This window comes from Streptomyces sp. NPDC001515 (assembly GCF_053597115.1).
This window is the reverse complement of record NZ_JBSFHN010000014.1, coordinates 23,485-49,288: the sequence shown is the minus strand read 5'-3', so window position 1 is coordinate 49,288 and position 25,804 is coordinate 23,485. Positions and strand designations below refer to the sequence as shown.

Annotated in this window: 23 protein-coding genes; 3 read left to right on the top strand and 20 right to left on the bottom strand. The window is 72.7% G+C overall.

Going from position 1 to position 25,804, the window contains the following annotated elements:
* Positions 1 to 42 precede the first annotated feature (42 nt).
* The 15 genes from ACWCXC_RS16580 to ACWCXC_RS16510 all read right to left on the bottom strand — a co-directional run bounded on the left by ACWCXC_RS16580 (position 43) and on the right by ACWCXC_RS16510 (position 16,356).
* A complete protein-coding gene (locus tag ACWCXC_RS16580) occupies positions 43 to 1,278 on the bottom strand; it encodes a cytochrome P450 (protein WP_450683066.1) in 1,236 nt (411 codons plus the stop codon).
* Between the two features lie 56 nt (positions 1,279 to 1,334).
* On the bottom strand, positions 1,335 to 2,015 hold the full coding sequence (locus ACWCXC_RS16575; RefSeq protein ID WP_450683065.1) for a response regulator: 681 nt from the start codon (positions 2,013 to 2,015) through the stop codon (positions 1,335 to 1,337).
* Positions 2,012 to 3,337 carry a sensor histidine kinase gene (locus ACWCXC_RS16570; RefSeq protein WP_450683064.1) on the bottom strand — a complete coding sequence of 442 codons (1,326 nt, stop codon included), beginning with the start codon at positions 3,335 to 3,337 and terminating at the stop codon, positions 2,012 to 2,014. The genes ACWCXC_RS16575 and ACWCXC_RS16570 overlap by 4 nt, the downstream gene beginning before the upstream one ends.
* Before the next feature lie 107 nt (positions 3,338 to 3,444).
* Positions 3,445 to 4,320 (bottom strand): alpha/beta hydrolase family protein, encoded by an 876-nt coding sequence (locus ACWCXC_RS16565; protein WP_450683063.1) that lies wholly within the window; start codon positions 4,318 to 4,320, stop codon positions 3,445 to 3,447.
* A 160-nt stretch (positions 4,321 to 4,480) separates the two neighbouring features.
* Positions 4,481 to 5,677 carry a kynureninase gene (kynU, locus tag ACWCXC_RS16560; protein WP_450889401.1) on the bottom strand — a complete coding sequence of 399 codons (1,197 nt, stop codon included), beginning with the start codon at positions 5,675 to 5,677 and terminating at the stop codon, positions 4,481 to 4,483.
* Positions 5,670 to 6,518, bottom strand: a complete 849-nt coding sequence (locus ACWCXC_RS16555) for a tryptophan 2,3-dioxygenase family protein (protein ID WP_450683061.1) — start codon at positions 6,516 to 6,518, stop codon at positions 5,670 to 5,672. The genes kynU and ACWCXC_RS16555 overlap by 8 nt, the downstream gene beginning before the upstream one ends.
* Positions 6,519 to 6,682: 164 nt before the next feature.
* On the bottom strand, positions 6,683 to 7,096 hold the full coding sequence (locus ACWCXC_RS16550) for a DUF3151 domain-containing protein (protein ID WP_450889399.1): 414 nt from the start codon (positions 7,094 to 7,096) through the stop codon (positions 6,683 to 6,685).
* Positions 7,097 to 7,253: 157 nt separating this feature from the next.
* Complete coding sequence (locus ACWCXC_RS16545; protein ID WP_450683060.1) at positions 7,254 to 8,780, bottom strand: MFS transporter; 1,527 nt, start codon at positions 8,778 to 8,780, stop codon at positions 7,254 to 7,256.
* Between the two features lie 230 nt (positions 8,781 to 9,010).
* Positions 9,011 to 10,177 carry a MalY/PatB family protein gene (locus ACWCXC_RS16540; protein WP_450889396.1) on the bottom strand — a complete coding sequence of 389 codons (1,167 nt, stop codon included), beginning with the start codon at positions 10,175 to 10,177 and terminating at the stop codon, positions 9,011 to 9,013.
* A gap of 108 nt (positions 10,178 to 10,285) precedes the next feature.
* A complete protein-coding gene (gene fbaA / locus ACWCXC_RS16535) occupies positions 10,286 to 11,308 on the bottom strand; it encodes a class II fructose-bisphosphate aldolase (protein WP_450683058.1) in 1,023 nt (340 codons plus the stop codon).
* Positions 11,309 to 11,509: 201 nt separating this feature from the next.
* On the bottom strand, positions 11,510 to 12,049 hold the full coding sequence (gene pyrE / locus ACWCXC_RS16530) for an orotate phosphoribosyltransferase (protein WP_450683057.1): 540 nt from the start codon (positions 12,047 to 12,049) through the stop codon (positions 11,510 to 11,512).
* A 60-nt stretch (positions 12,050 to 12,109) separates the two neighbouring features.
* Positions 12,110 to 12,907: an aldose epimerase family protein gene (locus ACWCXC_RS16525; protein WP_450683056.1), complete on the bottom strand. Its 798-nt coding sequence runs from the start codon at positions 12,905 to 12,907 to the stop codon at positions 12,110 to 12,112.
* Positions 12,908 to 12,989: 82 nt separating this feature from the next.
* On the bottom strand, positions 12,990 to 14,060 hold the full coding sequence (locus tag ACWCXC_RS16520; protein ID WP_450889393.1) for an SRPBCC domain-containing protein: 1,071 nt from the start codon (positions 14,058 to 14,060) through the stop codon (positions 12,990 to 12,992).
* 88 nt (positions 14,061 to 14,148) lie between these two features.
* Positions 14,149 to 15,747: a polyamine aminopropyltransferase gene (locus ACWCXC_RS16515; RefSeq protein ID WP_450889391.1), complete on the bottom strand. Its 1,599-nt coding sequence runs from the start codon at positions 15,745 to 15,747 to the stop codon at positions 14,149 to 14,151.
* A gap of 84 nt (positions 15,748 to 15,831) precedes the next feature.
* Positions 15,832 to 16,356, bottom strand: coding sequence for a DUF2617 family protein (locus ACWCXC_RS16510; RefSeq protein WP_450683053.1), 525 nt, complete (start codon positions 16,354 to 16,356; stop codon positions 15,832 to 15,834).
* Positions 16,357 to 17,185: 829 nt separating this feature from the next.
* Between ACWCXC_RS16510 and ACWCXC_RS16505 the strand changes: the two genes are divergently transcribed.
* Positions 17,186 to 18,397, top strand: a complete 1,212-nt coding sequence (locus ACWCXC_RS16505) for a pyridoxal phosphate-dependent aminotransferase (RefSeq protein WP_450889389.1) — start codon at positions 17,186 to 17,188, stop codon at positions 18,395 to 18,397.
* 67 nt (positions 18,398 to 18,464) lie between these two features.
* On the opposite strand, the gene ACWCXC_RS16500 is transcribed toward ACWCXC_RS16505, so the two are convergent.
* The 3 genes from ACWCXC_RS16500 to clpB form a co-directional block, all read right to left on the bottom strand.
* The gene (locus tag ACWCXC_RS16500; RefSeq protein ID WP_450889387.1) at positions 18,465 to 19,031 is read right to left on the bottom strand and encodes a YbjN domain-containing protein; all 567 of its coding nucleotides are present in this window, start codon (positions 19,029 to 19,031) and stop codon (positions 18,465 to 18,467) included.
* Positions 19,032 to 19,156: 125 nt separating this feature from the next.
* Positions 19,157 to 20,422, bottom strand: coding sequence for an MFS transporter (locus ACWCXC_RS16495; protein WP_450683050.1), 1,266 nt, complete (start codon positions 20,420 to 20,422; stop codon positions 19,157 to 19,159).
* 310 nt (positions 20,423 to 20,732) lie between these two features.
* A complete protein-coding gene (gene clpB / locus ACWCXC_RS16490; protein ID WP_450683049.1) occupies positions 20,733 to 23,327 on the bottom strand; it encodes an ATP-dependent chaperone ClpB in 2,595 nt (864 codons plus the stop codon).
* A gap of 193 nt (positions 23,328 to 23,520) precedes the next feature.
* On the opposite strand from clpB, the gene ACWCXC_RS16485 reads away from it, so the two are divergent.
* Positions 23,521 to 23,925 (top strand): pyridoxamine 5'-phosphate oxidase family protein, encoded by a 405-nt coding sequence (locus ACWCXC_RS16485; protein WP_450683048.1) that lies wholly within the window; start codon positions 23,521 to 23,523, stop codon positions 23,923 to 23,925.
* Between the two features lie 139 nt (positions 23,926 to 24,064).
* Here the strand turns inward: ACWCXC_RS16485 and ACWCXC_RS16480 are convergent, their stop codons facing one another.
* Positions 24,065 to 24,385: a (2Fe-2S)-binding protein gene (locus tag ACWCXC_RS16480; protein WP_383630748.1), complete on the bottom strand. Its 321-nt coding sequence runs from the start codon at positions 24,383 to 24,385 to the stop codon at positions 24,065 to 24,067.
* Between the two features lies 1 nt (position 24,386).
* Positions 24,387 to 24,611 (bottom strand): hypothetical protein, encoded by a 225-nt coding sequence (locus ACWCXC_RS16475; protein WP_450683047.1) that lies wholly within the window; start codon positions 24,609 to 24,611, stop codon positions 24,387 to 24,389.
* 140 nt (positions 24,612 to 24,751) lie between these two features.
* Between ACWCXC_RS16475 and ACWCXC_RS16470 the strand changes: the two genes are divergently transcribed.
* Positions 24,752 to 25,735 carry a helix-turn-helix transcriptional regulator gene (locus tag ACWCXC_RS16470; protein ID WP_450683046.1) on the top strand — a complete coding sequence of 328 codons (984 nt, stop codon included), beginning with the start codon at positions 24,752 to 24,754 and terminating at the stop codon, positions 25,733 to 25,735.
* The last annotated feature ends 69 nt before the right edge of the window (positions 25,736 to 25,804 follow it).

The window sequence follows — 25,804 nt, the reverse complement described above, 5'->3', positions numbered from 1 at the left end:
GGGCGCGGCTGGCCGGGTCGGAGCGCGACCCGGCCCGCAGGGTCAGAGCGCGACCCGGAGTTCCTTCAGACCGCGGATGACGTAACCCGGGTTCCACTCCGGTTCGGCCACCAGCCGCATGCCGGGGGCGCGGCGCAGGAGTTCACCGAAGGAGGCGGCCAGTTCCACCCGGGCGAGCGGGGCGCCGAGGCAGAAGTGGATGCCGGCGCCGAAGGTGATGTGGGGGTTCTCCTGGCGGGCGAGGTCCAGGGTGTCCGGGTCGGTGAAGCGGGCCGGGTCGCGGTTGGCCGAGCCGAAGAGCAGGGCCACCTCGGAGCCCCGGGGGATCACCGTGCCGTCGATCTCGATGTCGTCGAGGACCCAGCGTTCGAACATCTGCAAGGGGGTGTCGTACCGCATCAGCTCCTCCACCGCGGTGGGCAGCAGCCCGTGGTCCGCCCGGAGCGCGGCCAGCTGCTCGGGATGGCCGAGGAGGGTCCGCCAGCCGTTCACGGTGGTGTTGACGGTCGCCTCGTGGCCGGCGTTCAGCAGCAGCACACAGGTGGAGACCATCTCCTGTTCGGTCAGCCGCTCGCCCTCGTCGTGGGCGGCGATGAGGGCGGAGATCAGGTCGTCCCCCGGATTGCCGCGCCGTTGCGCGATCAGTTCGCGCAGATACGCGGAGAAGTCGAGCGAGGCGCGCACGGCGGCGCGGGCGGTCTCCTCGGACGGGTTGAGCTCGAACATGCCGCAGATCGCCGCCGACCAGGGGCGCAGCGGGGCGCGGTCGGACTCCGGGATGCCCAGCATCTCGGCGATGACGGCGACGGGCAGCGGTTCCGCGACGGCGGTGAGCAGATCGCCGCCGCCCTCGGCGACGAAGTCGTCGACGAGCCCGGCGGCCAGCCGGCGGACCGTGGGGACCAGCCGCTCGACGGTGCGCGGGGTGAACGCCTTGGAGACCAGGCGCCGGATGCGGGTGTGGTCCGGCGGCTCCAGGTCCAGCAGCCCGTTGCCGTTGAGCGTGTCGAAGGGCTCGTGCTCGGGCGGCGGGGGCGTCCGGCCGAACTCCTCGTGGGTGAAGCGGTGCAGATAGGTGCGGCCCAGCCGGCGGTCCCGCAGCAGCGCCGACACGTCCGCGTAGTGCGGGACGAGCCACTGCCCGGTCGGCTCGAACCAGTGCACCCGGCCGGTGGCGCGCAGCTCGGCGTAGGCGGGGTACGGGTCGGCGACGAACGCCGCCGACCAGGGATCGAACGGGGCGGCGGGGCCGGAGGAGGGGTGCGTGGGCTGGTCCATGCAGCGACGCTAACCGGCCACTCTCCCCCGGGCCAGCCCGGCCCCGGCACCTCGCCTCAGGACGGGGTGACCAGCCGGGCCTCGTAGGCGAAGACGGCCGCCTGGGTGCGGTCGCGCAGGCCCAGTTTCACCAGGATCCTGCTCACATGGGTCTTGATCGTCGACTCCGCGACCACCAGGTGCGAGGCGATCTCCGCGTTCGACAGGCCCTGCGCGATCAGGACGAGGACCTCCGTCTCGCGTTCGGTGAGATCACCGATCTGGGCGAGGGCCGGGGGGCGCGGGGCGGCCGCGGCGAGCTTGGAGAACTCGGTGATCAGCCGGCGGGTGACGGTCGGGGCGAGCAGCGCCTCGCCGGAGGCCACCACCCGGACGCCGTCCGCGAGCTGGCGGGCGGAGGCGTCCTTGAGGAGGAAGCCGGAAGCCCCGGCGCGCAGCGCCTGGTAGACGTACTCGTCGAGGTCGAAGGTGGTGAGGACCAGCACCTTGGCGTCCGCGTCGGCGGCGACGATCTCGCGGGTCGCCTCGATGCCGTTGAGTTCCGGCATCCGGATGTCCATCAGCACCACGTCGGGGCGGAGCGCGGCGACCTGGGCGACGGCCTGCCGCCCGTTGACGGCCTCGCCCACGACCTCGATGCCGGGCATCGCGTTGAGCAGGACCGAGAAGCCCTCGCGGACCATCATCTGGTCGTCGACGATCAGCACCCGGATCGGCGTCCCGGCGGCGGCGGTCATGCCGTCCCCCCGGAAGTGCCGGGGCGGCCGTCGGCTGGGGCGTCGGACGGGGCCGCCTGCACGGGGATGAACGCCGTGACCTCGTAACCGCCCTCCGCCGTCGTCTCGGCCGTCATCTCGCCGTTCAGCATCGCGACCCGCTCCCGCATCCCCGTGATCCCGTGCCCGGCGCCGGGCGAGGGCTTGACCGGGCCGGTCGGCGGCCCGTTGACGACGCGGAGTCCGAGCCCGCCGAGCACATAGCCGATCTCGACCTTCGCGGTGGCCCCGGGGGCGTGGCGCAGGCTGTTGCTGAGGGCCTCCTGGATGATCCGGTACGCCGACAGCTCGACGCCCTGCGGGAGTTCGCGCACCGCTCCGGTGACGGTCTTCTCGGCCGGCAGCCCGGCCTCCGCGACATTGGCGAGGAGCGCGTCGAGTTCGGCGAGGGTGGGCTGCGGGGCGTCCGGCACCTCGTAGTCCTCCGCACGGACGACACCGAGCACCCGGCGCAGTTCGGTGAGCGCGGCCACGGCGTTCTCGCGGATGGTGAGGAAGGCCTGCTCCAGCTCGGGCGGCGGGTTCTCCACCCGGTAGGGGGCGGCCTCGGCCTGGATGGCGACGACGGACATGTGGTGGGCGACGACGTCGTGCAGTTCGCGGGCGATGGTGGTGCGCTCCTCCAGCAGCGTGCGCCGGTCGCGTTCGACGGCGGTGACGGTGCGCTGCACGGTCACCTCGCGCTCGGCCTCCCGCCGCACCTGCACCAGGCTCACCACCAGCAGCGAGAACGCCGAGGCCACGGCCATCGCCGTGGCGGGCGGTCCGGAGTGCCAGCCGACGGCGTTCTCCAGGAGCACCCCGAACCCGAAGGTGAGGCCCCACATCCAGGCCGCGGCCCGGGGCCGGGTCCGGGCGGCGACGACTGTCACCACCACCAGGTGCGCGAAGAAGGTGCTCGCCACCCACGGCCCGTCCGACGCCGAGGTCGCCATGGACAGCGGCATGAGCACCATCGACATCCAGAACGCGCCGACCGGCCGCACCAGCGTCATCGCGACGCAGACGGCGGGCAGCAGCCCCGACACGAGGATGCCCGCGTCCCCGTTGCTGGAGAACCCCAGGAAGAAGGAGATCAGGGCGGCCGTCAGGACCACCGCGTGCGGGGTCCACGCGACCCGGGCGCGGAACCGGTCCGGAAGCCTGCGGGTCAGGGCCCCGTCGGTCCGCATCGCCGTCAGCGGCCGGTAGGCGAACGCGTCGTGGATCAGGTCCTGCCGCAGGCCGCCTATCGCCCCTGCGGCCACACGGAGCTCCGGGCTCCTGGTCTTGGTCTCGGTCACGCCACCACCGTAGGCGGGCACCGTGCCCCCGGTCGTCAGCAGCGGTGCGGATCCCGGGCCGTCCGTCGCAAGTACTACGCGGCGCCCCCGGGCCTCCGTACCGGGTCCTACCAGGCCAGTTGAGCGATCTCCTCGGCGACGACCGCACAGGCGTCGGCCGCCGGATCGATGAGCGGGAAGTGCCCGACGTCCGGCAGCAGCGTCAGCCCCACGGTCTCGCCCCGGCGCGCGGCCTCGTCGACGAACGCCTCGGCCACGGCCTGCGGAACGGTCAGGTCCGTGGTGCCCTGGACGACCACGGTCGCGATGCCGGTGGGCAGCAGCCGCGCCGGATCGGCGTACGCGGACCGCTCCGCGTAGTCCTCCGCCCGGCCCAGGAACTGCCCGATCGCGCCGGAGCACACGTCCAGCTCCACGGCCGAGGCGAAGTCCGCGATCGGGGACAGCGCGACGACCCCGCGCAGCGCGGGCGGGCGCGGCAGCCGCCACGGCGCGCCCTCGGGCAGCACATGCCGGGCGGCGGCCCACAGGGCGAGCTGCCCGCCCGCGGAGTGCCCGGTGACGACGGTCCGCCGGGCGTCCGCCGCGGGCAGTTCCCGGGCCAGCAGGGCGGGCAGCGCGTCCATCGCCGCCGCGACGTCGTCGAAGGTCTCCGGCCAGCGCCCGGCGACCGGACCGGAACCCCGCTGCTGCGGCAGCTCGCTGCCGCGCCGGTACTCCACACTGGCGACCGCGAAGCCGCGCCGGGCCAGGAAGTCCGCGAACGGCGACACATGGGCCCGGTCGTACGGCGCCCGCCACGCCCCGCCGTGCAGCACGACCACGACGGGCGCGCCGGTGCGGCCGTCGCGCGGGGCGTAGAAGTCGATCACCTGGTCGGGGTGGCTTCCGTAGGCGGCGGAGGCGTCGGGCGCGACGGCCGGATGGGAGAAGGCCGACTCGGTCTCGACGGCGTCCCGATCGCGCGCGGCAGAATCCGACATGCTGCTCCAACCGTCCCTGATCCATAGTCAACTGGCCTGACCTGCGGGGACGGTACCAGTACGACGCCGGTGCGCGCCCGGCGGGAACCCTCGGGCTCCCGAGGGCCCGAACACCCGTCCGGTGACCGGGGCGAGCCGGTCACCGGACGGAGCCGGAAGCCTACGCCGAGGGAGCGGTCAGGACGTCCGCGAGCACGCGCGCCGCGCGTTCCGCGTCCGCGAACCCCACGTACAGCGGGGTGAATCCGAACCGCAGCACATCGGGGCGCCGCAGGTCCCCGACGACCCCGCGTGCGATGAGGGCGCGCATGACGGGTTCGGCGTCCTCGCACCGCAGCGCGATCTGGCTGCCGCGCTCGGCGTGCGCGGCCGGGGTGACGGAGGTGACCCGGCCCCGGGGCGCGTACGCCTCGACGCACTCCAGGAAGAAGTCCGTCAGCGCCAGCGACTTGGCGCGCACGGCCTCCACGGATACCCCGTCCCAGACGTCCAGGGAGGACTCCAGGGCCAGCATGGACAGGATGTCGGGCGTTCCGGTCCGGCCGCGTACGGCACCGTCGGCGGGGGTGTAGCCGGGCGTCATGGCGAACGGGTCGGCGTGCGAGGTCCACCCGGGCAGCGGCGAGTCGAAGGCGTCCTGATGACGGGCGGCGACGTACAGGTACGCGGGCGAACCGGGGCCGCCGTTCAGGTACTTGTAGGTGCAGCCGACGGCCAGGTCCACCCCGTGCGCGTCCAGGCCGACCGGGAGCGCGCCCGCGCTGTGGCACAGGTCCCAGACGGAGACCGCGCCCGCCGCCCGCACGGCGGCGGTCAGACCGGGCAGATCGTGGAGCCGGCCGGTGCGGTAGTCGACGTGGTTGAGCAGCACGGCGGCCGTCCGGGGCCCCAGGGCGTCCGGCACGTCGGCCGGGGCGACCGGGGTGATCCGGTGGCCGGTCATCCGGGCGGCGGACGCGGCGATGTAGCCGTCGGTGGGGAAGGTGGCGGCGTCGACCAGGATCTCGTCACGGCCCTCCGGCGCCAGCCGGCAGGCGGCGACGACGGCCTTGAAGACGTTCACGCTGGTGGAGTCGCCCACGACGATCTGCCCGGCCGCCGCGCCGACGATCGGGGCGATGCGGTCGCCGATCCGCTCCGGCGCGGTCCACCAGCCGCTCTCGTCCCACGACCTGATGCGCAGCTCGCCCCATTCACGGGTGAGGACGTCCTGCATCCTCGCCGGGACGTGGCGGGGCAGCGCGCCCAGCGAGTTGCCGTCCAGGTAGACGGTGTCGTCGAGGGTGAACAGCGCGCGCAGCGGGGCGAGCGCGTCGGCGGTGTCGAGCGCCCGTGCGCGCTCCTGGAGGTCAGACATGGCTGCGGGCCGTCCAGAGTTCGGGGAACACGTTCTTCGTGGCGCGCTTCTCCAGCCAGGCCACCCCCGCGGAGCCGCCCGTACCGGTCTTGGAACCCATGGCGCGGCGGGTGGCGACGAGATGGTCGTTGCGCCAGCGCCACACGAGTTCGCCGACGTCCGTCAGCGCCTCGCCGAGGCGGATCAGTTCGCCGTGCTGGTCGGGGTCGGCGTAGATCTCCGCCCAGACGGCCTCGACCTCGGGCGAGGGCTCGTACTTCAGGGTGAGATCGCGTTCGAGCACCGCCGGCGGGATCGCGTACCCGCGCCGGGCCAGCAGGGCCAGCGTCTCGTCGTACAGCCCCGGTTCCCCGAGCGCCTTCTCCAGCTCGGCGTGGACGCGGGGCGCGCCCCGGTGCGGCACGAGCATGGACGCGGACTTGTCGCCGAGCAGGAACTCCATCCGCCGGTACATCGCGGACTGGAAACCGGAACCCTCGCCGAGGGCGGACCGGTAGGAGTTGAACTGGGCGGGGGTGAGCTGGGCGAGCGGCGTCCAGGAGGCGTTCAGCGCCTCCAGTTCCCGCACGGACCGCTTCAGCGCGTCCCGCGCCACCGCCAGCCGGTCCTGGCGCAGGGCGTGCGCCGCGGTCTCCCACTCATGGACGATGACGGTGAACCACAACTCCATGACCTGGGTGGTGACCAGGAAGACCATCTCGCCGGGATCGTCCGAGCGCAGGTGCTGGAGGTGGGTGAGAACATCCGCCTGGACATAGTCCTCGTACGGAGTCGTTCCCGCGAAGTCCAGGTGCGGGGTCGCCGCACCGGTGGCTTCGGGGTCGGGGTGGATCGTCGACATCGCTGTCTCCTCGACACGAGCTTCCGGGTAGCGGTCCGCCCCTTCCGATGAGGAAGTGGAGCCCCGGTCCCCTGTTCGCATCCTAACCACGGCCCGCGCGAACCCGCAGGCCCCGCGGACGGCGGCGTCCGCGGGGCCCACAGGGGTGTCGTCCGGCCGAGGGGCTATCCCAGGGTCTCGGCGGCGGTCGGCGAGGAGTCGCGCAGGAACGTCGAGCAGCGCTCGTACTCGTCCTGCTCACCGATCGCCTGCGCGGCGCGCGCGAGGGCGTGCAGGGCGCGCAGGAAGCCGCGGTTCGGCTCGTGCTCGAACGGGACGGGGCCGTGGCCCTTCCAGCCGGACCGGCGCAGCGCGTCCAGGCCGCGGTGGTAGCCGGTGCGGGCGTACGCGTAGGACTCGACGACCCGGCCGCCCTCGAAGGCCTCGTCGGCGAGCTGCGCCCAGGCCAGTGAGGAGGTCGGGTACTTCGCGGCGACATCGGCGGGCGCGGTGCCGGCGGCGAGCAGGTCGCGCGGTTCCGGGTCGTCGGGCAGGTGGGTCGGGGGCGGTCCCCCGAGCAGGTTCTCGTGGATCGACATGGGCTCCAGTGTGCCTGCCCCGGGCGCCGCGAGGGGAATCCGGTGACACCGGACCGGGACGGCCGGGCGGATCGGGTCCCGCCGGTCGCGTCCCGCCGAGCCGGGACCGCTGAGCCGGGACCGCTGAGCCGGTCCCGCGGTTCGCCCGCGCCTGGGCTCAGCCCGTGCCGCCGTCCGGGCGGGCGGTCTCCGGGGCGGGTTCCAGCGGCGGGCCGGAGACACCGCAGTGCACGGTGCACTCGGGGCGGGCGGCGTCACGTGCGGTGGCGGCGGGGGTGCGGACGGTCGCCCAGGCGATCAGCGCGCCGACGACCAGCAGCCCGGCGCACATCGGCATGGCCCGGCGGAAGGTCGAGGCGAACTCCCCGGCGTCCCGGTATGCCTCCGGCCCCATCCCGGCGAGCAGCGGCAGCGCGGCCACGGCGATCAGTCCGGCGGCGCGGGCGGCGGCGTTGTTGATGCCGCTGGCGAGACCGGCGCGGGCGGTGTCCACGGAGGCCAGGACGGTCGCGGTGAGCGGGGCCACCACGGTCACCAGCCCGACGCCGAGGACGGCGACGGCGGGCAGGACGTCGGTGAGATAGCCGGTGACGGAGTCCGAGCCCGGCCCCACGCGCAGCATCAGCAGCATGCCGGCGGCGGCGATCAGCGGCCCCGCGGTCAGCGGGATGCGCGGGCCGATGCGCTGGCCCAGTTCGCCCGAGGCGGCCGAGAACAGCAGCATCAGCAGGGTGGTGGGCAGCAGCGCGGTGCCCGCGCCGAGCGCCGAGTACCCGGCGACGACCTGGAGCTGGATCGCGGAGAGGAAGAAGTAGCCGCCGAGCGCCGCGTACACGCAGAGGGTGACGACGTTGACGGCGGTGAACTGGCGGGAGGCGAAGATCGACGGCGGGAGCATCGGGTCGGGGCGCCGTCGCTCCACCCCGACGAAGACGGCTCCGAGCAGCACCCCGCCCACCGCCGCACCGATCACCGCCGGGGAGGCGCCCCGCCCCGGCGCCTCGATCAGCGCATAGGTGACCAGGGCCAGGGCGAGCGCCCCGAGGGCCGCCCCGAGCACGTCGAAGCGCCCGTGCGCGTACGGATCGCGTGACTCCGGTACGTGGCGCAGCGCGACGGGCACACAGAGCGCGGCGAGCGGCAGATTGAGCAGGAACACCCACCGCCAGCCCGGCCCGTCGACCAGCCAGCCGCCGACGAACGGCCCCACGGCGGCCCCGATCCCGCCGAATCCGGACCAGAGCCCGACCGCGCGGGCCCGGTCGTCCGGGTGGAAGCTCGCCTGGATCAGGGCCAGCGAGCCGGGGGTGAGCAGCGCGCCGCCCACCCCCTGGAGGGCGCGGGCGACGATGAGCACGGCGGCGTTGGGCGCGAGTCCGCAGATCAGCGAGGCGACGGCGAACCAGACGACGCCCAGGACGAAGATCCGCCGCCGCCCGTAGCGGTCACCGAGCGAGCCGCCGAGCAGGATCAGCCCGGCGAGCGTGAGCATGTAGGCGTTGACGGTCCACTGGAGCGCGGCCAGATCGGTGCCCAGGTCCTCGCCGATGCGGGGCAGGGCGACGTTGATGACGGTGGAGTCGAGCATCGCCATGCTGGAGCCGAGCACCGTGGTCAGCACCACCCAGCGCCCGGCGGCGGAGGCGACCCGGAGACCGGGTCCGTCCACCTCGCTGTTCGCCATGGCCCCAGCATCGCCGCCGCGCACACGGCGGACCAGCGGGGTGGGCCGGACGCCCTACCCGGACGCCCCGGACCGCCCGGTTCCGGCGTCGTACGCGGCGCACCCCACCCGCCGGACCCACCGTCCTACGCGGCGCACCCCACCCGCCGGACCCACCGTCCTACGCGGCGCACCCCACCCGCCGGACCCACCGTCCTACGCGGCGCACCCCGCCCGCCGGACCCGCCGTCCTACGCGGCGGACCGCACCGCCTCGATCCCCCGGATCAGCGCCTCGACCCCGGCCAGCGCCTTGCTCCGGGGGCAGCCCACGTTGAGCCGGACGAAGCCCTCGGCCCCGTACACCCCGCCGGGCATGACGGCGACCCGCTCCCGTTCGATGAGCACGCGTTGCAGCGCCTCGTCGTCCGTGACGCCCGCGGCCCGTACGTCGATCCAGGCGAGATAGCCGGCCTGCGGCGGCTCCCAGCCCAGTCCGGGGAAGGCCGTGTTCAGCCGTTCGGCGACGAGGGCCAGGTTTCCGGCGACGTACGCGCGCAGGGCGTCCAGCCAGGGCGCGCCCTCGCGGTAGGCGGCGATGTGCGCGGTCAGCGAGAGGACCGCGGGGGAGGCGAGCCCTTCCGCCGTCTCCATCCGGCGCAGATACTCCGTGCGGTCCTCGGTCCGGCCGATGAAGCCGTACGAACCGGTCAGCGCCGGGAAGTTGAAGGACTTGGAGCCCGAGGTGACGATCGCCCAGCGCCCCTCGCCCGCGACCCGCGCCCACGGCACGTGCGGGCGTCCGTCGTGGACGAAGTCGGCGTGGATCTCGTCGCTGATCACGGCGACCCCGTGGCGGGCGGCGAGCGCGGCCATCTCCGCCAGCTCCGCCTCCGTCCAGACCCGGCCCGAGGGGTTGTGCGGGGAACAGACCACCAGGACCTTGCTGTCCTCTCGGGCCAGCTCCTGCTCCAGCGCGGCGGTGTCCCCGAGCGCCACACCGCGCAGCTCCCGGCCCAGCCCGGTGATCGCCTTGCGGAACCCGTCGTACGTGGGGGTGTGGAGGACGACGCCGTCGCCCTCGGAGGTCCACATCTGGAGCAGCTGGGAGACCTGGCTGAGCACGGAGGGCCCGTAGACGAGGGCTCCGGTGTCGATCGTGGTGCCGTACCGGGTGGCGTACCAGTGGGATATCGCGGAGCGGACGTCGTCCTGCCGCCAGTCGGTGTAGCCGAGGACGCCGTGGCCGAGCCGGGCGCGGAGGGCGGTCAGCACCTCGGGGGCGGTCTCGAAGTCCATGTCCGAAATGGTGAACGGCAGCAGCCCGTCCACCCCGAACCGGTCCGCGACCCCGTCCCACTGGACGCACCAGGTGCCTCGGCGGTCGATGACGGTGTCGAAGTCGTAGGACGTGCTCACAGCTGTTCCCTCGGGTCGTGCGGATGGTGTCCGGACATGCCGTGGGCCCGGACACCCCGAGGGGGTGTCCGGGCCCACGCCACACATCCGTACGGAACTACTACGGAACTACTTCAGCTTGGTGCCGGTGGACCGCAGGTTGGCGCACGCCTCCGTGACGCGCTTGGCCATGCCGCCCTCGGCGGACTTGCCCCAGCTGCGCGGGTCGTAGACCTTCTTGTTGCCGACCTCGCCGTCGACCTTCAGCACGCCGTCGTAGTTGCGGAACACGTGGTCCACGATCGGGCGGGTGAAGGCGTACTGGGTGTCGGTGTCGAGGTTCATCTTCACGACGCCGTTCTCCAGCGCGGTGGCGATCTCCTCGGCGGTGGAGCCGGAGCCGCCGTGGAAGACGAAGTCGAACGGGGAGGACGTGCCGTACTTCGCGCCGACGCCCTCCTGGAGGTCCTTGAGGAGCTCCGGACGCAGGACGACGTTGCCCGGCTTGTAGACGCCGTGGACGTTGCCGAAGGACGCGGCCAGCAGGTAGCGGCCCTTCTCGCCCAGGCCCAGCGCCTCGGCGGTGCGCAGCGCGTCGTCGACGGTCGTGTACAGCTCGTCGTTGATCTCGTGGCTGACGCCGTCCTCCTCGCCACCGGTCGGGGTGATCTCGACCTCAAGGATGATCTTGGCGGCGGCGGCCTTGGCCAGCAGCTCCTGGCCGATGGCCAGGTTGTCGGCCAGCGTCTCCGCCGAGCCGTCCCACATGTGGGACTGGAACAGCGGGTTCAGACCCTTGGCGACGCGCTCGGCGGAGATGTCGAGCAGCGGGCGGACATAGCCGTCCAGCTTGTCCTTGGGGCAGTGGTCCGTGTGCAGGGCGACGGTGACGTCGTACTTGGCGGCGACGATGTGCGCGAACTCGGCCAGGGCGACGGCGCCGGTGACCATGTCCTTGTTGTACTGGCCGCCCAGGAACTCCGCGCCGCCGGTCGAGATCTGCACGATGCCGTCGCTCTCGGCCTCCGCGAAGCCGCGCAGCGCAGCGTGCAGGGTCTGGGTCGACGTCACGTTGATGGCCGGGTAGGCGAACTTGCCTGCCTTCGCCCGGTCGAGCATCTCGGCGTAGACCTCGGGGGTTGCGATGGGCATCTGTCCGCTCCTTGGGATGTGCGGGTGTGCGTTGCTGGTTCCCTGACCTGGGGGCGACGTCATCGTCGCCCCCATCCTCCCAGACTCTGGCCCGGGCTCCACCCGGTGTCCTCCCCCAGCGCTCGGCGGCAGGCGTTGAAGGGGTACGACGAAGGCGGTCGGTTTCACGTGAAACCGACCGCCTTCGCGAAGAACCGCAGGTCAGGACAGGTCGAGGTCCGGGACCGAGTAGACGTGGACATAGGGCAGCCCGGCCTCGGCGATGGCCGGGGCGGCCCCCCGCTCCACGATCACGGCGACGGCGACGACCTCGCCGCCGGCCTCGCGCACGGCCTCGACGGCCGTCAGCGGCGAACCGCCGGTGGTCGAGGTGTCCTCGACGACCAGGCAGCGGCGGCCCTTGACGTCCGCGCCCTCGATCCGGCGCTGCATGCCGTGGGCCTTCTGCGCCTTGCGGACCACGAACGCGTCCAGCGCCCGGCCGCGCGCGGCGGAGGCGTGGAGCATCGAGGTGGCGACCGGGTCGGCGCCCAGCGTCAGCCCGCCCACGCAGTCGTAGTCCAGATCGGCGGTGGCGTCGAGCATGACCTGACCGACCATCGGAGCGGCCGTGCCGTCCAGCGTGATGCGGCGCAGATCGATGTACCAGTCCGCTTCCAGCCCGGAGGAGAGCGTCACCTTGCCGTGCACCACGGCCTTGTCCTTGATCTGCTGGAGCAGCTCAGCGCGTACGTCAGTCATGGCTACGAGGATAAGGCGCCGTGGACGCGGGGCCGTGCCGGGCGCGGTCCGCCCCGGTGCTCAGAGCGTGCGCCAGCTCCAGGTGGTCGCGATCTCCAGCGGCTCGATGGGGGTGACGTAGCGCGGGTCGGTGTTCAGCCCGTTCGGCGGGCCCGACTGCGGTTCCACGCAGACCGCCTCGTCCTGCTCGTCGTAGACCACGACCCACTCGCTCCGGCTCTTCACCGTGAGCTCCAGCCGCTCCGGCCAGGTGAGGGTCACCTCGACGCCGTCGGGCATCCCGAAGCAGTCGTCCCAGGGGCCGGCCTGCGGCGGGATCCGGCGGCCGGTCGGCAGATGGTTCTCGCCGCGCTCCTCCTGCCAGGCGGCGTCGAAGGCGATCCGGACGTCCCCGCCCTCGCCGAGGCTGCGCCGGAACCAGGGGTGCCAGCCGGCCTGGGCCGGGAAGGAGTCGCCGTACGTCTCGATGCCGAACGCCGCCGTCAGCGAGGACTCGGTCAGCTCGAAGGTCTGGGTGACCCTCCCCGGGTACGGCCACGGGTCGGTCAGGTCGTAGTAGAAGGCGGCTTCGGTGGCGCTCGCGTGCGCGGTGCGCCAGGCGGTGTCCCGGCCGGTGCCGTGGATGGCGTGCGGCGGGGCGGTCAGCGGGAGCCGGTGCAGCACACCGCCGTTGCGGAACTCGCCGTTCTCGGTCCGTCCGCACCAGGGCACCATCGGGAAGCAGCCGTAGCGCTCCCCCTGCCGCAGCAGTTCGGTCCCACCGATCCGCAGACTGCCGATCCGGCAGCCGTTGTCGGGATTCACGGTCAACTCTGCGTCGCCGGCGGCCAGCCGGACACTCTTCTCGCTGCTGCTCACCCGACGACAGTACTGGCGCGGCCCGGACCCGATCCACACGCCGGCCGCCGGGGGTGTCCCGCCGGCCGGGCCGGAACCACCGCTACTTCCGGCGCCGCAACGCCCGGCCGACCACCACCGCCGAGGCGAGCGCCAGCGCTGCCGCCGGGGCCACCCAGCGCAGCGTGGCGCCCGCACCGGTCGCGTCCGGTGACGGCACCGGGGCGTACCGGCCGCGCGGCGGTGCGTGGTCGACCTCCTCGGCGCTGCGCCCGATCATCGTGCGCCGGGCGTGGGCGGCCTCGGCAGGCGGGCCGTCCGGAACGGAGAACTCGATCCCGGCCACCGGGTCCAGCGAGGACGGCGGCACCGGGGCGTCGAACACGGACCCCCGCTCCTCGTCCGCCTCCTCGGCGGCCTCCTCGATGGCCTGCTCCACGGCCTCCCCAACGGCCTGCTCCTCCTCGGCGGAGACGGCGGGAGGCTTCTCGTCCTCCTCGGCCGAGACGACGGAAGGCTTCTCATCGGCGCCGGACGGCTTCTCGGCAGACGCCCCGGAGGACTCCTCGTCAGGCACGCCCGGCTTCCCGGCGGACCCCCCGGAGGGCTCCTCATCGTGCGCGGACGGCTTCTCGGCGGCCGGAACCGCCGTACCCGGGGCGGAGCCACCCGGAGAGTTCTCGGTCCCCTCCCCGGCCCCTTCCGCGCCGTCCTCCCCGTGCGCCGCCAGGGTCTCCGTCACCAGTTGCCGCGCGAAGCGGTCCAGCAGGCGGTGGGCGGCCGACAGGGCGGCGTCCGGGTCCAGATCCAGGATGCGGCCCTCGCCGGTCACCGTGCCCGCGAAGGCGAGCACCGTGCCGTCGTCGCGGCCGGTCAGGCGGAGGGTCAAGGACAGCAGGGCGGAACCGCCGCCGCGCGCCTCGGTGCCCTCGCCCTCGACGGAGAGGGCGTACGCCGCGCCGTCCGCCGCCTCCGGCGACGGGGTCAGCCGCAGCGCGCCCCGGTACGTGATGGTGTGGCCCCCGGCCCTGACCTTGAGCCGACCGGTCAGCGGGCCCGCGGACGCGTCGGCGTCCCGCTGGAGCCCCGGCACGCAGCGCGCGACCCGGGCGGGATCGTCCAGCGCCCGCCGCAGGGCCGGGACCGGAACCGGTACGAACACCTCATGCTCCATGCCACCCGAGGCTACTCGGACCCGCCCGCCGCGTCAGCGCTTCCGGAGGCGAGGCCACCCCCTCCGCCACCGGCCCGGCACACCCCGCTCACCGCTCCTCCCAGTACCGGGGGTGCACCAGGGTCGAGGCCGCCTGGCCCCCCAGCCGCCCGGCCTCCGCCCGCCGTCCCGCGTCCCGCAGCAGGGGCGCGGTCAGCGAGCGCAGGTGCGGGGCCCCGGGTTCCAGCCCGAGGCGCGGCGCCGCGCCTCGGGCCGCCAGCACGAACCCCCAGCCGTGGATCCCGCCGCCCCGGCGGCTCGACCGGTCGGGGCCGGACGGGGATCCCGCGTACCGCCCGCTCACCCGATAGGGGCGGGTCCGCAGCCCCGCCGCCCGGACCGATGCCTCCACCGTCCAGAAGGTGTGCGGCCGGCTCACCGGGGGCCCGCCGTGCACCACCAGCCGGCCACCGGGTGCCAGTGCGGCGGCGACCAGCCCGTAGAACTCGGCGGAGTACAGCTTCGTGCTCGCCGAGATGCCCGGGTCCGGAAGGTCGGCGATCACCACGTCGTAGCGGTCCCGCACCGCGCGCAGCCAGGTGAACGCGTCGCCGGTCACGGCGGTCAGCCGGGGGTCGCGGAAGGCGTGCGCGTTCAGCGCGGACAGCGCGCGGTCCGTCCGGGCCAACCGGGTGACGCCGGGGTCCAGCTCGACCAGCGTCACCCGGCGCACGTCCGGGTAGCGCAGCACCTCGCGGGCGGCCAGACCGTCCCCGCCGCCCAGGATGAGGACCCGGGCGTGCGGACCGTTCATCGCGGGGTGCACCAGCGCCTCGTGGTAGCGGTACTCGTCCCGGGAACTGACCCGCAGCCGCCCGTCCAGGTACAGGTCGAGGGAGTCCCGGCCCGTGCCCGTGAGGACCACCTCCTGGACGTCGGTCTGCACGGCGACCCGCACCCCGCCCCCGTAGACCGCCCGCCGCGCCGCCCGTTCGAAGTCGTCGCAGAGCAGGGCCGCCGTGGCGAGCGCGGCGATGACGGTGACGTTGGCGACGACCAGCAGCCAGCGGGAGCGCGTGCAGAGGTCGCGGCGGAACACCCACAGGACCAGCGCCCCGCCCGCCGCCGCGTTCACCGCGCCCGTGAGCAGGGCTCCGGTGAGCTGCCCGAACATCGGGAGCAGCAGGAACGGGAAGGCCAGTCCGCCGACCAGCGCACCCACGTAGTCGGCCGCGAAGAGATCGGCCACGGCCCCGCCCGCGTCCTGCCGGTCCACCCGCTGGATCAGCGTCATCAGCAGGGGGATCTCCGCGCCGATCAGGATGCCGATGGCCAGCGAGAATCCGACCAGCGCGATCCTCGACTCCCCGAACCAGGCGAACGAGGCGTAGAGGACCAGGGCGGAGAAGCCCCCGATCAGGGCGAGCGCGGCCTCGATCAGCCCGAAACCGACCGCCGCGCGGTTGCGTAAACGTTTCGCGAAGAGCGAGCCGATGCCCATGGCGAAGACCATCACGGACAGCACGACGGACGCCTGGGTGACGGAGTCGCCGATCAGATAGGAGGCGAGCGCCACCAGTTCCAGCTCGTACACCAGCCCGCAGGCGGCGCAGACGAAGACGGCGGCCAGCACGAGGTACCGGCCGGTCCTCGGTCGCACGGGAAGCCGCGCCGCGCCCCCTCGCAGCGACACCTGCTGGTCGATCATGCCGCGAACGCTACGTCACGGACCCGTCGCCGCTTGTCACCCACAAGGGTGTAATCGGAGCACATGCACCGGAGTTGGGCCCGGTCACAGCGCCGCCGCTGCCGGCATCCGCACGCCCACCCGGGTCCGGGTGACCACGAGGCGCCCCTCCTGCGGGTACGCGTGCCAGGTGCGCCAGCGCACCTGGCCCTCGGTCCGCTGGGCGAGCATCGCCGTGAAGGCGTGCGGGCTGCCGGGAAACGTCCCCGCCAGTCCGTGAGGGTGGTCGGCGACGAGCGCCAGGAGTTCCTGCGCGCGCCCGGCGAACGAGCCCGGGGTGAGCGTCTCGACGCGGGCGGCGAACTCGTAGTCCCACTCCCCCAGCCGCTTGGAGACACCGAGGGGAAGCGGGGTGCTGCTGCCCGGGATGCAGGCGACGGTCTCGGAACAGTCGCCGTGCTCCTCCTTGAGGAGCACCTGGTGGGAGGCGCCGAGCAGGCGCAGCTGCAACTGCGCGCCGCCGAGGGCGAGATCGAGCACGGCCAGCGCCGGGAGCGGTTCGCGCCCCAGCGCCCAGGCCAGATCGGCGGCGCGGGTGTCGGAATAGGCCGTATGGAGGGTCGTGAGCATGGGTCGGCTCCGCAAAACACGCATGGGACACGCGGACAGGGGACGCCCCGACGTGGTGCACGTGGGAGGTGGGAAGCGCCCGATCAGGTCCAACTGGGGTCCGAGGGCTGAATGTTCTCTCCCACGAGGGAATCACGGACTACGCCGCACTCGCAGCGTTTTTACCCAACTTGACGTGGTTTCCATCCCCCCGGGGGCCCTCCGGTTCTGATGTTCACCGCGCACGCGCCGGACGGCCAACAAAAAGGTGTCCGAAGGGACTTAGGGGATTTCGGTGAATCCCCCGGGTCCCTCCGGACACCCTTCCGCCGGACCGGACCGGACGCGTGCGCCCGGCCCGCGCGGACCAGCTGCCCCGTGTCAGCTGCCTCCGCCGCATCCACCCCCGCCCCCGCACGACGAACCGCCGCCGCACGAGGAGCCTCCGCCGCACCCGTGGCCGCCGGAGTGACCGCCCGAATGACCGCCGGAGTGACCGCCCGAGTGGCCGCCTCCGCCGTCGGACGAGCCGCCGTCCCCGCCACCGGCCCACCAGCTGCCCCCGGCCGCGCTCCCGCCGCCCGCACCGCGCCGGCCCCGGGACGCACCGCGCGCACCGCTCAGCGGATTCCCCCTGCTTCCGGCCTTCGCCGTCCTCACGACGAGGAGCCCGACCGCGACGATCACGATCACCCCGACGAGCGTCACCACCATGGACCTCACGTCCTTCCGTCCCGCGCGGCGGAGCCCCCGCTCCCTGCCGATTCACGCGTGCCAGGGGGATGCCCCCGCCCGCGCCGGGCCAAAGCCGACTTGAGCAACTCCAGAGCTTCCGCGCAGGATGACGTCCATGACACAGCGCCGACCGCTGCTCAACCGCCGCCTCGCCGAGTTCGGCACGACGATCTTCGCGGAGATGTCCGCGCTCGCCGCCCGCACCGGAGCCATCAACCTCGGCCAGGGCTTCCCCGACACCGACGGCCCCGAGGAGATCCGCGAGGCCGCGGTCCGCGCCCTGCGGGACGGCCGCGGCAACCAGTACCCGCCGGGCCCCGGCGTCCCCGAACTGCGCACCGCGATCGCCGACCACCAGCTGCGCCACTACGGCCTGGCGTACGACCCCGACAGCGAGGTCCTGGTCACGGCGGGCGCCACGGAGGCCATCGCGGCCGCCATGCTCGCCCTGCTGGAGCCCGGCGACGAGGTCGTCGCGCTGGAGCCGTACTACGACTCGTACGCCGCCTCCGTCGCCCTGGCCGGGGCCACCCGCGTCCCCGTGACCCTGCGCCCCGACCCCGCCACCCGCACCTACCGGCTGGACCTCGACGAACTGCGCGCCGCCGTCACCCCCCGCACCCGGCTCCTGCTCCTCAACACCCCGCACAACCCCACCGGCACCGTGCTCGGCCGCGAGGAACTCGCCGCGATCGCCGAGCTGGCGTGCGAACGCGACCTCCTCGTGGTCAGCGACGAGGTCTACGAGCACCTGGTCTTCGAGGGCGAGCACATCCCGATCGCCTCGTTCCCCGGCATGCGCGAGCGCACGGTCACCATCTCCTCGGCCGGCAAGACCTATGCGTTCACCGGCTGGAAGGTCGGCTGGATCACCGCGGGCGCGGAGCTGGTGGCGGCGGTCCGCTCGGCGAAGCAGTTCCTCACCTATGTGTCGGCGGGCCCCTTCCAGTACGCGGTCGCCGAGGCGCTGCGCCTGCCCGACACGTACCTCGACGGGCTGCGCGCCGATCTGCGGGCCAAGCGCGATCTGCTGAGCGGCGGACTGGCCGAGGCCGGATTCGAGGTCTACCGCCCCGCCGGGACCTATTTCGTCACCACCGGCATCGGCCCGCTCGACCCCACCGGAGACGGCGTCGCGTTCTGCCGCGCGCTCCCCGCGCGCTGCGGTGTGGTGGCCGTCCCGAACGCCGTCTTCTACGACCACCGCGACCAGGGCGCGCCCTTCATCCGCTTCGCGTTCTGCAAGCGCACCGAGGTCCTGGAGGACGCCGTCGCCCGGCTGAGGACGCTGGGGGCGGCTCCCCCGCCCGTCGCGGCCCGGACATGACGGAGCCCGGCGCGGGACGGTCCGCGGGGACCGCTCCCGGGCCGGGCCCGGTGTCGTGTGCGCCGGCTCAGGCGGAGGGCGGCGTGGCGTCGCCCTCGGCGCCGTCCGACTTCTCCTCGGCCGGGGTCAGGCCCAGGCGCTCCAGCAGCCACTTGTCGAACTCGATGGAGGCGCGCACCCAGCTGACCGTCGAGGAGACGAAGTGCTCCAGCGAGACGCCGGTGCCGATGAGCATCTGCGCCTCACCGATCAGCCGGATCGAGGTGCCGGTCTCCTCGGAGCCCTCCTCGGGCTCGTGGGTGTGGGTGTAGACCTTGGGCCACAGGGTGCGGCGGTTCCAGTCGTCGATCGCGTCGAGGAGGACCGGACGCTGGTCCGCGTCGTGCGGGCGGTCGTAGAACGTACGGACCGAGAAGACCTGCTGCTCGCCCTCGCCGCGGAACATGAAGTACGTGCGGAACTCTTCCCACGGCGCGGCGAGGTCGCCCTCGTCGTCGACGACGTACTTCAGCTCCATCTGCTCCAGGAGCTGCTTGACGAGGTCCTGGTCGGGGACGACGGGGCCCTCCGGTCCTGCCGCCTGCGGTTCGGGCTGGCCCCCGAAGTTGGGGATCGAGGACGGGTCGATAGACATCGCTGGGTACTCCTGTGGATCGCGCGTGGTTTCCTGCCGACGACCCTAGCCGCGTTTGGCCGCCGGAGCGTAGACCGCCCGGGGCCGGGGTCGTGTGCGGGCCGGGCCGGATCACCGGGGTGGCGCTACGCCTTCCGGGGAATCATCTCCGCCTCCGCCCCCCGGGCCCGTGCCCAGGCGGTGGCGGCGAGGACGGCGCAGGCCACGCCGAGGAGCCCGGAGGCCCCGATGGTGGTCGCCGAGGAGCCGGTCAGCTCGGTCACCGCACCGCCGGCCGCGACGCCGACGCCCTGCATGGCGGTCACCCCGGACCGGGCGAGACCCAGCGCCTGGCCGCGCCGGTCGGGCGGGGTCAGCAGGACGAAGGTGGCCCCGGCGGTGATCTGGTACGCCGAGCAGACCCCGGCGACCAGCAGCAGGAACATCGCCGCTTCCGCACTGGGGTGGAGCAGATAGACGACCAGCGGCAGATTCGCGGCGACGGCCAGCGGGCCTAGCAGCCGGCGCCGGGTCTCGTCCCCGACCCCGGACCGTCCCAGCAGGGCCGCGCCCAGCACCATGCCCGCCGGATGCGCGGCGAGCAGCAGCCCCACCGCGTAGGTCCCGCCACCGGCCTCGTCGGCGAACGGGGCGGCCAGCCCCTCCGGCAGGACGACGAACCCCGCGAGCCAGCCCAGGGCCAGCAGCGAGCGGAGCCTGCGGTCCGACCAGATCAGCGCGGCGGCGCCGCCGACCTGGGCGCCGAGCTTCGCCGTACGCGCCTCGGCGCTCGTCACCGGGCGGGCCTTCACACCGAACCGGACGAGGGCCGCCGAGACCAGGAAGGTCGCCGCGTTCACCGCCAGCGAGCGGTTGCTGCCCAGCCACGCGACCAGCAGCCCGCCCCCGGCGAACCCGACCAGCTGGCCCGCCTGATGGGTGATCTGCATGACCCGCTGGCCGCGCTCGTACCGCTCGACGCCCAGCACGGTGGGCAGGAGCGCGCCCTGGGCCGCGCCGAAGGGTGCCTCGGCCAGTTGCGCCAGCACCAGCAGTCCGGCGAGCAGCGGCAGCGGCATCCCGGGCAGAGCCATCAGCCCGACCAGCACCATCCGGGTCAGATCGCAGCTGACCATGACCGTGCGCCGGGGGAACCGGTCCGCGAGACCGGAGAGCAGCACTCCGGAGAGCAGCGCCGGCAAGGTGGTCAGGGCATAGGTCGCCGCGGTCCATCCCGGCGAGTCCGTGCGTTCGAAGACAAGCAACGAAAGCGCCACACGGGCCAGCTGGTCGCCCAGGATCGACTGAGCGTAAGCAGCCCAAAGGGTACGGAATTCGCCAAGGTGAAAGAGATTGTCAGATCTGGACTTCTTGGGTCCGTCGGTTATCTCATCGCCTGTCCGCTCGTTCATGCGGGCACGCTACCGGCCGCCCAATTCGACCTCTATTCCCAGCCGCGGGCAGGTCGCCGCAGGTGGGGCGCGGTGTCCTGTTTATGCGCGGACCCCTGGCCGGACGGTACGGCTCCGCACCTCGAACTCCCTTGCCAGAGGGGGTTCGAGGTGCTCACCGGAGCCCTGGGAAGGGCGTTCGCGCACAGGGGGCGGGGCAGCACGTTTGGCGCGATACCGATGCCGGGAAATGGATCGCTCCGGACGGAGGACGTCCCGTCCATTCCTCGGGAATCACCGTATTCCCGGCGTCCGCGTTCCGGCGGCCGTCTCAGACCGCGCGGCCGACGAGCAGTCCGTCACCGGCCCGGTCGACGCGCACCGTGTCGCCGTCCTGGACCTCACCGGCCAGGATCTCCTTCGCGAGCCGGTCCCCGATCGCCGTCTGGATGAGGCGGCGCAGCGGCCGGGCGCCGTAGGCCGGGTCGTTGCCCTCCTCGGCCAGCCAGGCCAGGGCCTCGGGGGTGACGTCGAGGGTGAGCCGCCGGTCGGCCAGCCGCTTGGCGAGCCGGTCGATCTGGAGCCCCGCGATATGCGCGAGTTCGTCGCCGGACAGCGCGGAGAAGACCACCAGATCGTCCAGCCGGTTGAGGAACTCCGGCTTGAAGGCGCCCCGGACCACGTCCAGGACCTGGCGCTTCTTCTCCTCGGGCTTGGTCAGCGGATCGGTCAGGTACTGGCTGCCGAGGTTCGACGTCAGGACCAGGATGGTGTTCCGGAAGTCCACCGTCCGGCCCTGTCCGTCGGTGAGCCGGCCGTCGTCCAGGACCTGGAGCAGGATGTCGAAGACCTCGGGGTGGGCCTTCTCGACCTCGTCCAGCAGCACGACGGTGTACGGGCGGCGGCGGACGGCCTCGGTGAGCTGGCCGCCCTCCTCGTAGCCGACGTATCCGGGCGGGGCGCCGACCAGGCGGGCGACGCTGTGCTTCTCGCCGTACTCGCTCATGTCGATGCGGACCATGGCCCGTTCGTCGTCGAAGAGGAAGTCCGCGAGCGCCTTGGCCAGTTCGGTCTTGCCGACGCCGGTCGGGCCGAGGAAGAGGAACGATCCGGTGGGCCGGTCGGGGTCCGCGATCCCGGCCCGGGTGCGGCGCACCGCGTCCGAGACGGCCCGCACGGCCTCGGTCTGCCCGATGAGGCGCTTGCCCAGCTCCGCCTCCATGCGCAGCAGCTTCTGCGTCTCGCCCTCCAGCAGGCGGCCGGCCGGGATGCCGGTCCAGGCGCCCACCACGTCCGCGATGTCGTCGGGTCCGACCTCCTCCTTGACCAGGGTCTCCTTGGGTTCGCGGGCGGCCTCCTGCTCGGCCTCGTCGGCCTCGGCGAGTTCGCGTTCCAGGCCGGGGATCTCCCCGTACAGGAGCTTGGACGCGGTGTCGAAGTCGCCGTCGCGCTGGGCGCGTTCGGCCTGGCCGCGCAGGTCGTCCAGGCGCTCCTTCAGCTCACCGACCCGATTGAGGCCCTGCTTCTCCTTCTCCCAGCGGGCGTTGAGCCCGCGCAGCTCCTCCTCCTTGTCCGCGAGGTCGCGGCGCAGCTTCTCCAGACGCTGCTTGGAGGCGGGGTCCGTCTCGTTCCTGAGGGCCAGCTCCTCCATGTGCAACCGGTCGACGGAGCGCTGGAGTTCGTCGATCTCGACGGGCGAGGAGTCGATCTCCATGCGCAGCCGGGACGCCGCCTCGTCCACCAGGTCGATGGCCTTGTCGGGAAGGAAGCGGGAGGTGATGTAGCGGTCGGAGAGCGTCGCGGCGGCGACCAGCGAGGCGTCCGCGATCTGCACCTTGTGGTGGGCCTCGTAGCGGCCCTTGAGCCCGCGCAGGATCGCGATGGTGTCCTCGACCGTCGGCTCGGCCACCAGCACCTGCTGGAAGCGGCGCTCCAGGGCCGGGTCCTTCTCGATCCGCTCGCGGTACTCGTCGAGCGTGGTGGCGCCGACCATCCGCAGTTCGCCGCGGGCCAGCATCGGCTTGAGCATGTTGCCCGCGTCCATCGCGGAGTCGCCGCCGGCGCCCGCGCCCACGACGGTGTGCAGCTCGTCGATGAAGGTGATGATCTGGCCGTCGCTCTCCTTGATCTCGGAAAGGACGGTCTTCAGGCGCTCCTCGAACTCGCCGCGGTACTTCGCACCCGCGACCATCGCGCCCAGGTCCAGCGAGACGAGCCGCTTGTCCTTCAGGGACTCCGGGACGTCCCCCTTCACGATGCGCTGGGCGAGCCCCTCGACGACGGCGGTCTTGCCGACGCCGGGCTCACCGATGAGCACCGGGTTGTTCTTGGTCCGGCGCGAGAGCACCTGGACGACGCGGCGGATCTCCTGGTCGCGCCCGATGACCGGGTCGAGCTTGCCCTCGCGCGCGGCGGCGGTGAAGTCCGTACCGAATTTCTCCAGGGCCTTGTACTGGCCCTCCGGGTCCGGAGTGGTCACCCGGCGCCCTCCCCTGCTCTTCTCGAACGCGTCCAGCAGCTTCTTCGCACTGGCACCCTGCCGGTCGAGGATCTCACCGGCCCGGCCGCCCTTCGCGGCGATGCCGATCAGCAGGTGCTCGGTCGAGAGAAAGTCGTCGCCCAGCTCCTTGGCCCGTTCGGCGGCGTCGGAGATGACGGCCAGCAGCTCGCGGCCCGGCTGCGGCGGCGCGACGGTCGAACCGGTCACGCTGGGCTGGGCGGCCAGCAGTCGCTCGGTCTCCGCGCGGACGGCGGCCTGGTCCGCGTCGACGGCGGCCAGCAGATCGACCAGGTTCTCGTTGTCCTCCCCCGCGAGCAGCGCCAGCAGCAGATGCCCGGGGGTCAGGTCCGGGTGCCCGTCCTTCACGGCCCTGCTGGTGGCCGCGTTGATCGCGTCCCGGCTCCTGTTGGTCAGCTCGGCGTCCACGTGCGCTGTCTCCTTCCTGCGGCGGCGGTCCTGGCTCACTACGTATGACTGACACGGTCAACGTGCACAAAGTTGAGTCTATTCCACTCAAGGCAGTTTCGTGGACTCCGCACCGCACCGTCCGCTCCGAGTGAACCGGCACCCCGGACCGCCCGCCACCGCACCGCTTCCGGCCACTGCCTACGCTGGCCCCATGGCAGTCGACGTACGCAATCCCGGCCCGGACTACCTGGCCTTCTGGCGCGAGTCCCACTACGCGGCCCTCACCACGCCCCGCCCCGACGGCACCCCGCACGTCGTGCCGGTCTGCGTGACGTACGACCCCGAGGCGGGCCTCGCCCGGGTCATCACCAACAGGAACAGCCGCAAGGCCGCGCACATCCTGGCCGCCGGCCCGGACGGGGCCCGGGTCGCGGCCTGCCAGGTGAGCGGGCGCCGCTGGGCGACCCTGGAAGGCGTCGCCCGGATCCGTACCGAGGAGGACAGGGTCGCCGAGGCCGTGCGCCGGCACACCGAGCGCTACGCGCGCACCCCCTCGCCCAACCCCGACCGCGTCGTCATCGAGATCACCCTCGACCGGGCGCTCGGCCGGGCCTGACCGCGCCGCCGTCCGAAGCCGTCGGAAGCCGTCCGCGTCCGTCCGTACCCGGACAGCACAACGGCGCCACCGTGTTCAGGTCACGGAGGCGCCGTTGTGTGGGGGAGTGACTGAGCGACGTGGAACGACGGGGGATCGCTCAGGCACTGCGGGGGGTGGCGGAAATGGTTTCGGGTTCGAACAGCTGGTGGTCACGCCGGTCGAGGTTCACAAAGATCATGTCGTACCGAATGGCACAGCGCACGGGCTGCGGCGCGCCGCGCGGCTTGCGGAGGCAGCGGTAGGCGCGCACCTCGCCGTCGTCCTCACGGGCGACGACGACCGGGTCGCCGAACAGAGTGACCATCAACGAATCACCACGGTGGGGGAGAGCCGTGACGAGGTCGATGAAGTGCCACCCTGAGCGGTAGGCCGTTGCCATCTCGCGCCGGAAGGTCCGGTCGTCCGGCGGGGTGGTCATGTCAGGCGCTCACAAGGGACGTCGGCGCGGACCAGCTGATCTCACCGAGCTTGTCGGCGGCCTGGATGTTCCAGCTGATCTCACCGGGCGCCTTCACAGCCTGGACGTTCCAGCTGATCTCGCCGGGCCCGGCCGCCGCCCTCGCGCTCCAGCTGATCTCGCCAGTGGCCAGAACTCCGACGCTCAGGGCCGCGACGAACGAGACGGCAAGCGCCGAGCGAAGCATTCGCTTTTCCATAGTCGGCTTCGTCCTCACTTGTGGATTCTTCTCCCCCGCACCAAAGACGATGTCCCACCTGGGCACACGAACACCACAGGGTCGATGCATCATGTTCCTGCATGTTCAGGAACCTGGGGGGTGTTGATATGGCTACAAATGACGCAAGAGCGACACATCGCCATGGGATCACCGAACTGTGCGCCGAAGGCGGACGCCTCTACGCCAGCGCGCTGCGCTCGGGCCGGATCTCGCGGGCCGAGGTGGATCCAGCCCCCTGCCTCATGGACTTCGCCCTTCTGCACCCGGATCCGGACGACCCCGACTGGCTCCGGCCCGTCCCCCCCTCGGCCGCGCTCGCACAACGGCTCAACCCGATCGAGCGCGAGATCCAGGAACGGCGGCGCCTCTCCCTCGAACTGGCCGATTCCTTCCAGCCGTTCATGGACATCAGCGCCCAGGATCCTCCCATCACCCATGCCATCACGGTCCTGGAGGGAAACCACCGGATCAACGCCGCCCTGGACCTCGCCACCGCCGAGTGCCGCACGGAGGTGCTCACCGTGCAGCCGGGCGGCGACCGAGGCGAGGACCGCCTCCGCGAAGGTCTGGAACGCGGCTTGCTGGTCGTCAACCGAGGCGTCAGCATGCGCACCCTGTACCAGCACACGGTCCGCCACAGCCACGGCACGCTCGCCTACGCGGAACGCATGGCCGAGGGCAAGGTGGAGATCCGCACCCTCGAAGAACTCATCGCGCGTCTGATCGTGTTCGACAGGACCGTCGCGTTCATTCCCGCGAGCAACGACGACCAGGTCGCGCTGGAACTGCGCCACCCCGGCCTGGTCGACTATCTGATCAAGGTCTTCGAGCAACTCTGGAACCGCGCCTCGCCCCTGCTGGAAGAACTGCCCTACGACCCGGCCCCCCAAGGGATCAGCGGCGTGCAGCGCTCCATCGCGCAACTCCTGGTCGAAGGGCACGTCGACGATTCGATAGCCCGCCGGCTCGGCATGAACGTCCGTACCTGCCGCGCCCACGTGGCCAAGCTCTCCGCCGTTCTCGGCAGCAACAGCCGGGCCCAGCTGGGCTATCTGATCGCCCAGTCGGGCATCCTCGACCAGGAGACCTGACCCCGCCCCGCCCCACCGCACGAAGAAACCCGCCACCCCGGCGAACGGGATGACGGGCCTCTCCAAGGC

Bases quoted from the DNA above. Each gene is read 5' to 3' on its own strand.
- ACWCXC_RS16545 (WP_450683060.1), bottom strand. From the start codon at position 8,780: ATGGCGAACAGCGAGGTGGACGGACCCGGTCTCCGGGTCGCCTCCGCC.
- ACWCXC_RS16500 (WP_450889387.1), bottom strand. From the start codon at position 19,031: ATGTCTATCGACCCGTCCTCGATCCCCAACTTCGGGGGCCAGCCCGAA.
- ACWCXC_RS16515 (WP_450889391.1), bottom strand. From the start codon at position 15,747: ATGATCGACCAGCAGGTGTCGCTGCGAGGGGGCGCGGCGCGGCTTCCC.
- ACWCXC_RS16480 (WP_383630748.1), bottom strand. From the start codon at position 24,385: ATGACCACCCCGCCGGACGACCGGACCTTCCGGCGCGAGATGGCAACG.
- ACWCXC_RS16505 (WP_450889389.1), top strand. From the start codon at position 17,186: ATGACACAGCGCCGACCGCTGCTCAACCGCCGCCTCGCCGAGTTCGGC.
- ACWCXC_RS16470 (WP_450683046.1), top strand. From the start codon at position 24,752: ATGGCTACAAATGACGCAAGAGCGACACATCGCCATGGGATCACCGAA.
- ACWCXC_RS16555 (WP_450683061.1), bottom strand. From the start codon at position 6,518: ATGTCGACGATCCACCCCGACCCCGAAGCCACCGGTGCGGCGACCCCG.
- pyrE (WP_450683057.1), bottom strand. From the start codon at position 12,049: ATGACTGACGTACGCGCTGAGCTGCTCCAGCAGATCAAGGACAAGGCC.
- kynU (WP_450889401.1), bottom strand. From the start codon at position 5,677: ATGTCTGACCTCCAGGAGCGCGCACGGGCGCTCGACACCGCCGACGCG.
- ACWCXC_RS16475 (WP_450683047.1), bottom strand. From the start codon at position 24,611: ATGCTTCGCTCGGCGCTTGCCGTCTCGTTCGTCGCGGCCCTGAGCGTC.
- ACWCXC_RS16495 (WP_450683050.1), bottom strand. From the start codon at position 20,422: ATGAACGAGCGGACAGGCGATGAGATAACCGACGGACCCAAGAAGTCC.
- ACWCXC_RS16550 (WP_450889399.1), bottom strand. From the start codon at position 7,096: ATGTCGATCCACGAGAACCTGCTCGGGGGACCGCCCCCGACCCACCTG.
- ACWCXC_RS16485 (WP_450683048.1), top strand. From the start codon at position 23,521: ATGGCAGTCGACGTACGCAATCCCGGCCCGGACTACCTGGCCTTCTGG.
- fbaA (WP_450683058.1), bottom strand. From the start codon at position 11,308: ATGCCCATCGCAACCCCCGAGGTCTACGCCGAGATGCTCGACCGGGCG.
- ACWCXC_RS16510 (WP_450683053.1), bottom strand. From the start codon at position 16,356: ATGCTCACGACCCTCCATACGGCCTATTCCGACACCCGCGCCGCCGAT.
- ACWCXC_RS16565 (WP_450683063.1), bottom strand. From the start codon at position 4,320: ATGTCGGATTCTGCCGCGCGCGATCGGGACGCCGTCGAGACCGAGTCG.
- ACWCXC_RS16520 (WP_450889393.1), bottom strand. From the start codon at position 14,060: ATGGAGCATGAGGTGTTCGTACCGGTTCCGGTCCCGGCCCTGCGGCGG.
- ACWCXC_RS16580 (WP_450683066.1), bottom strand. From the start codon at position 1,278: ATGGACCAGCCCACGCACCCCTCCTCCGGCCCCGCCGCCCCGTTCGAT.
- ACWCXC_RS16575 (WP_450683065.1), bottom strand. From the start codon at position 2,015: ATGACCGCCGCCGCCGGGACGCCGATCCGGGTGCTGATCGTCGACGAC.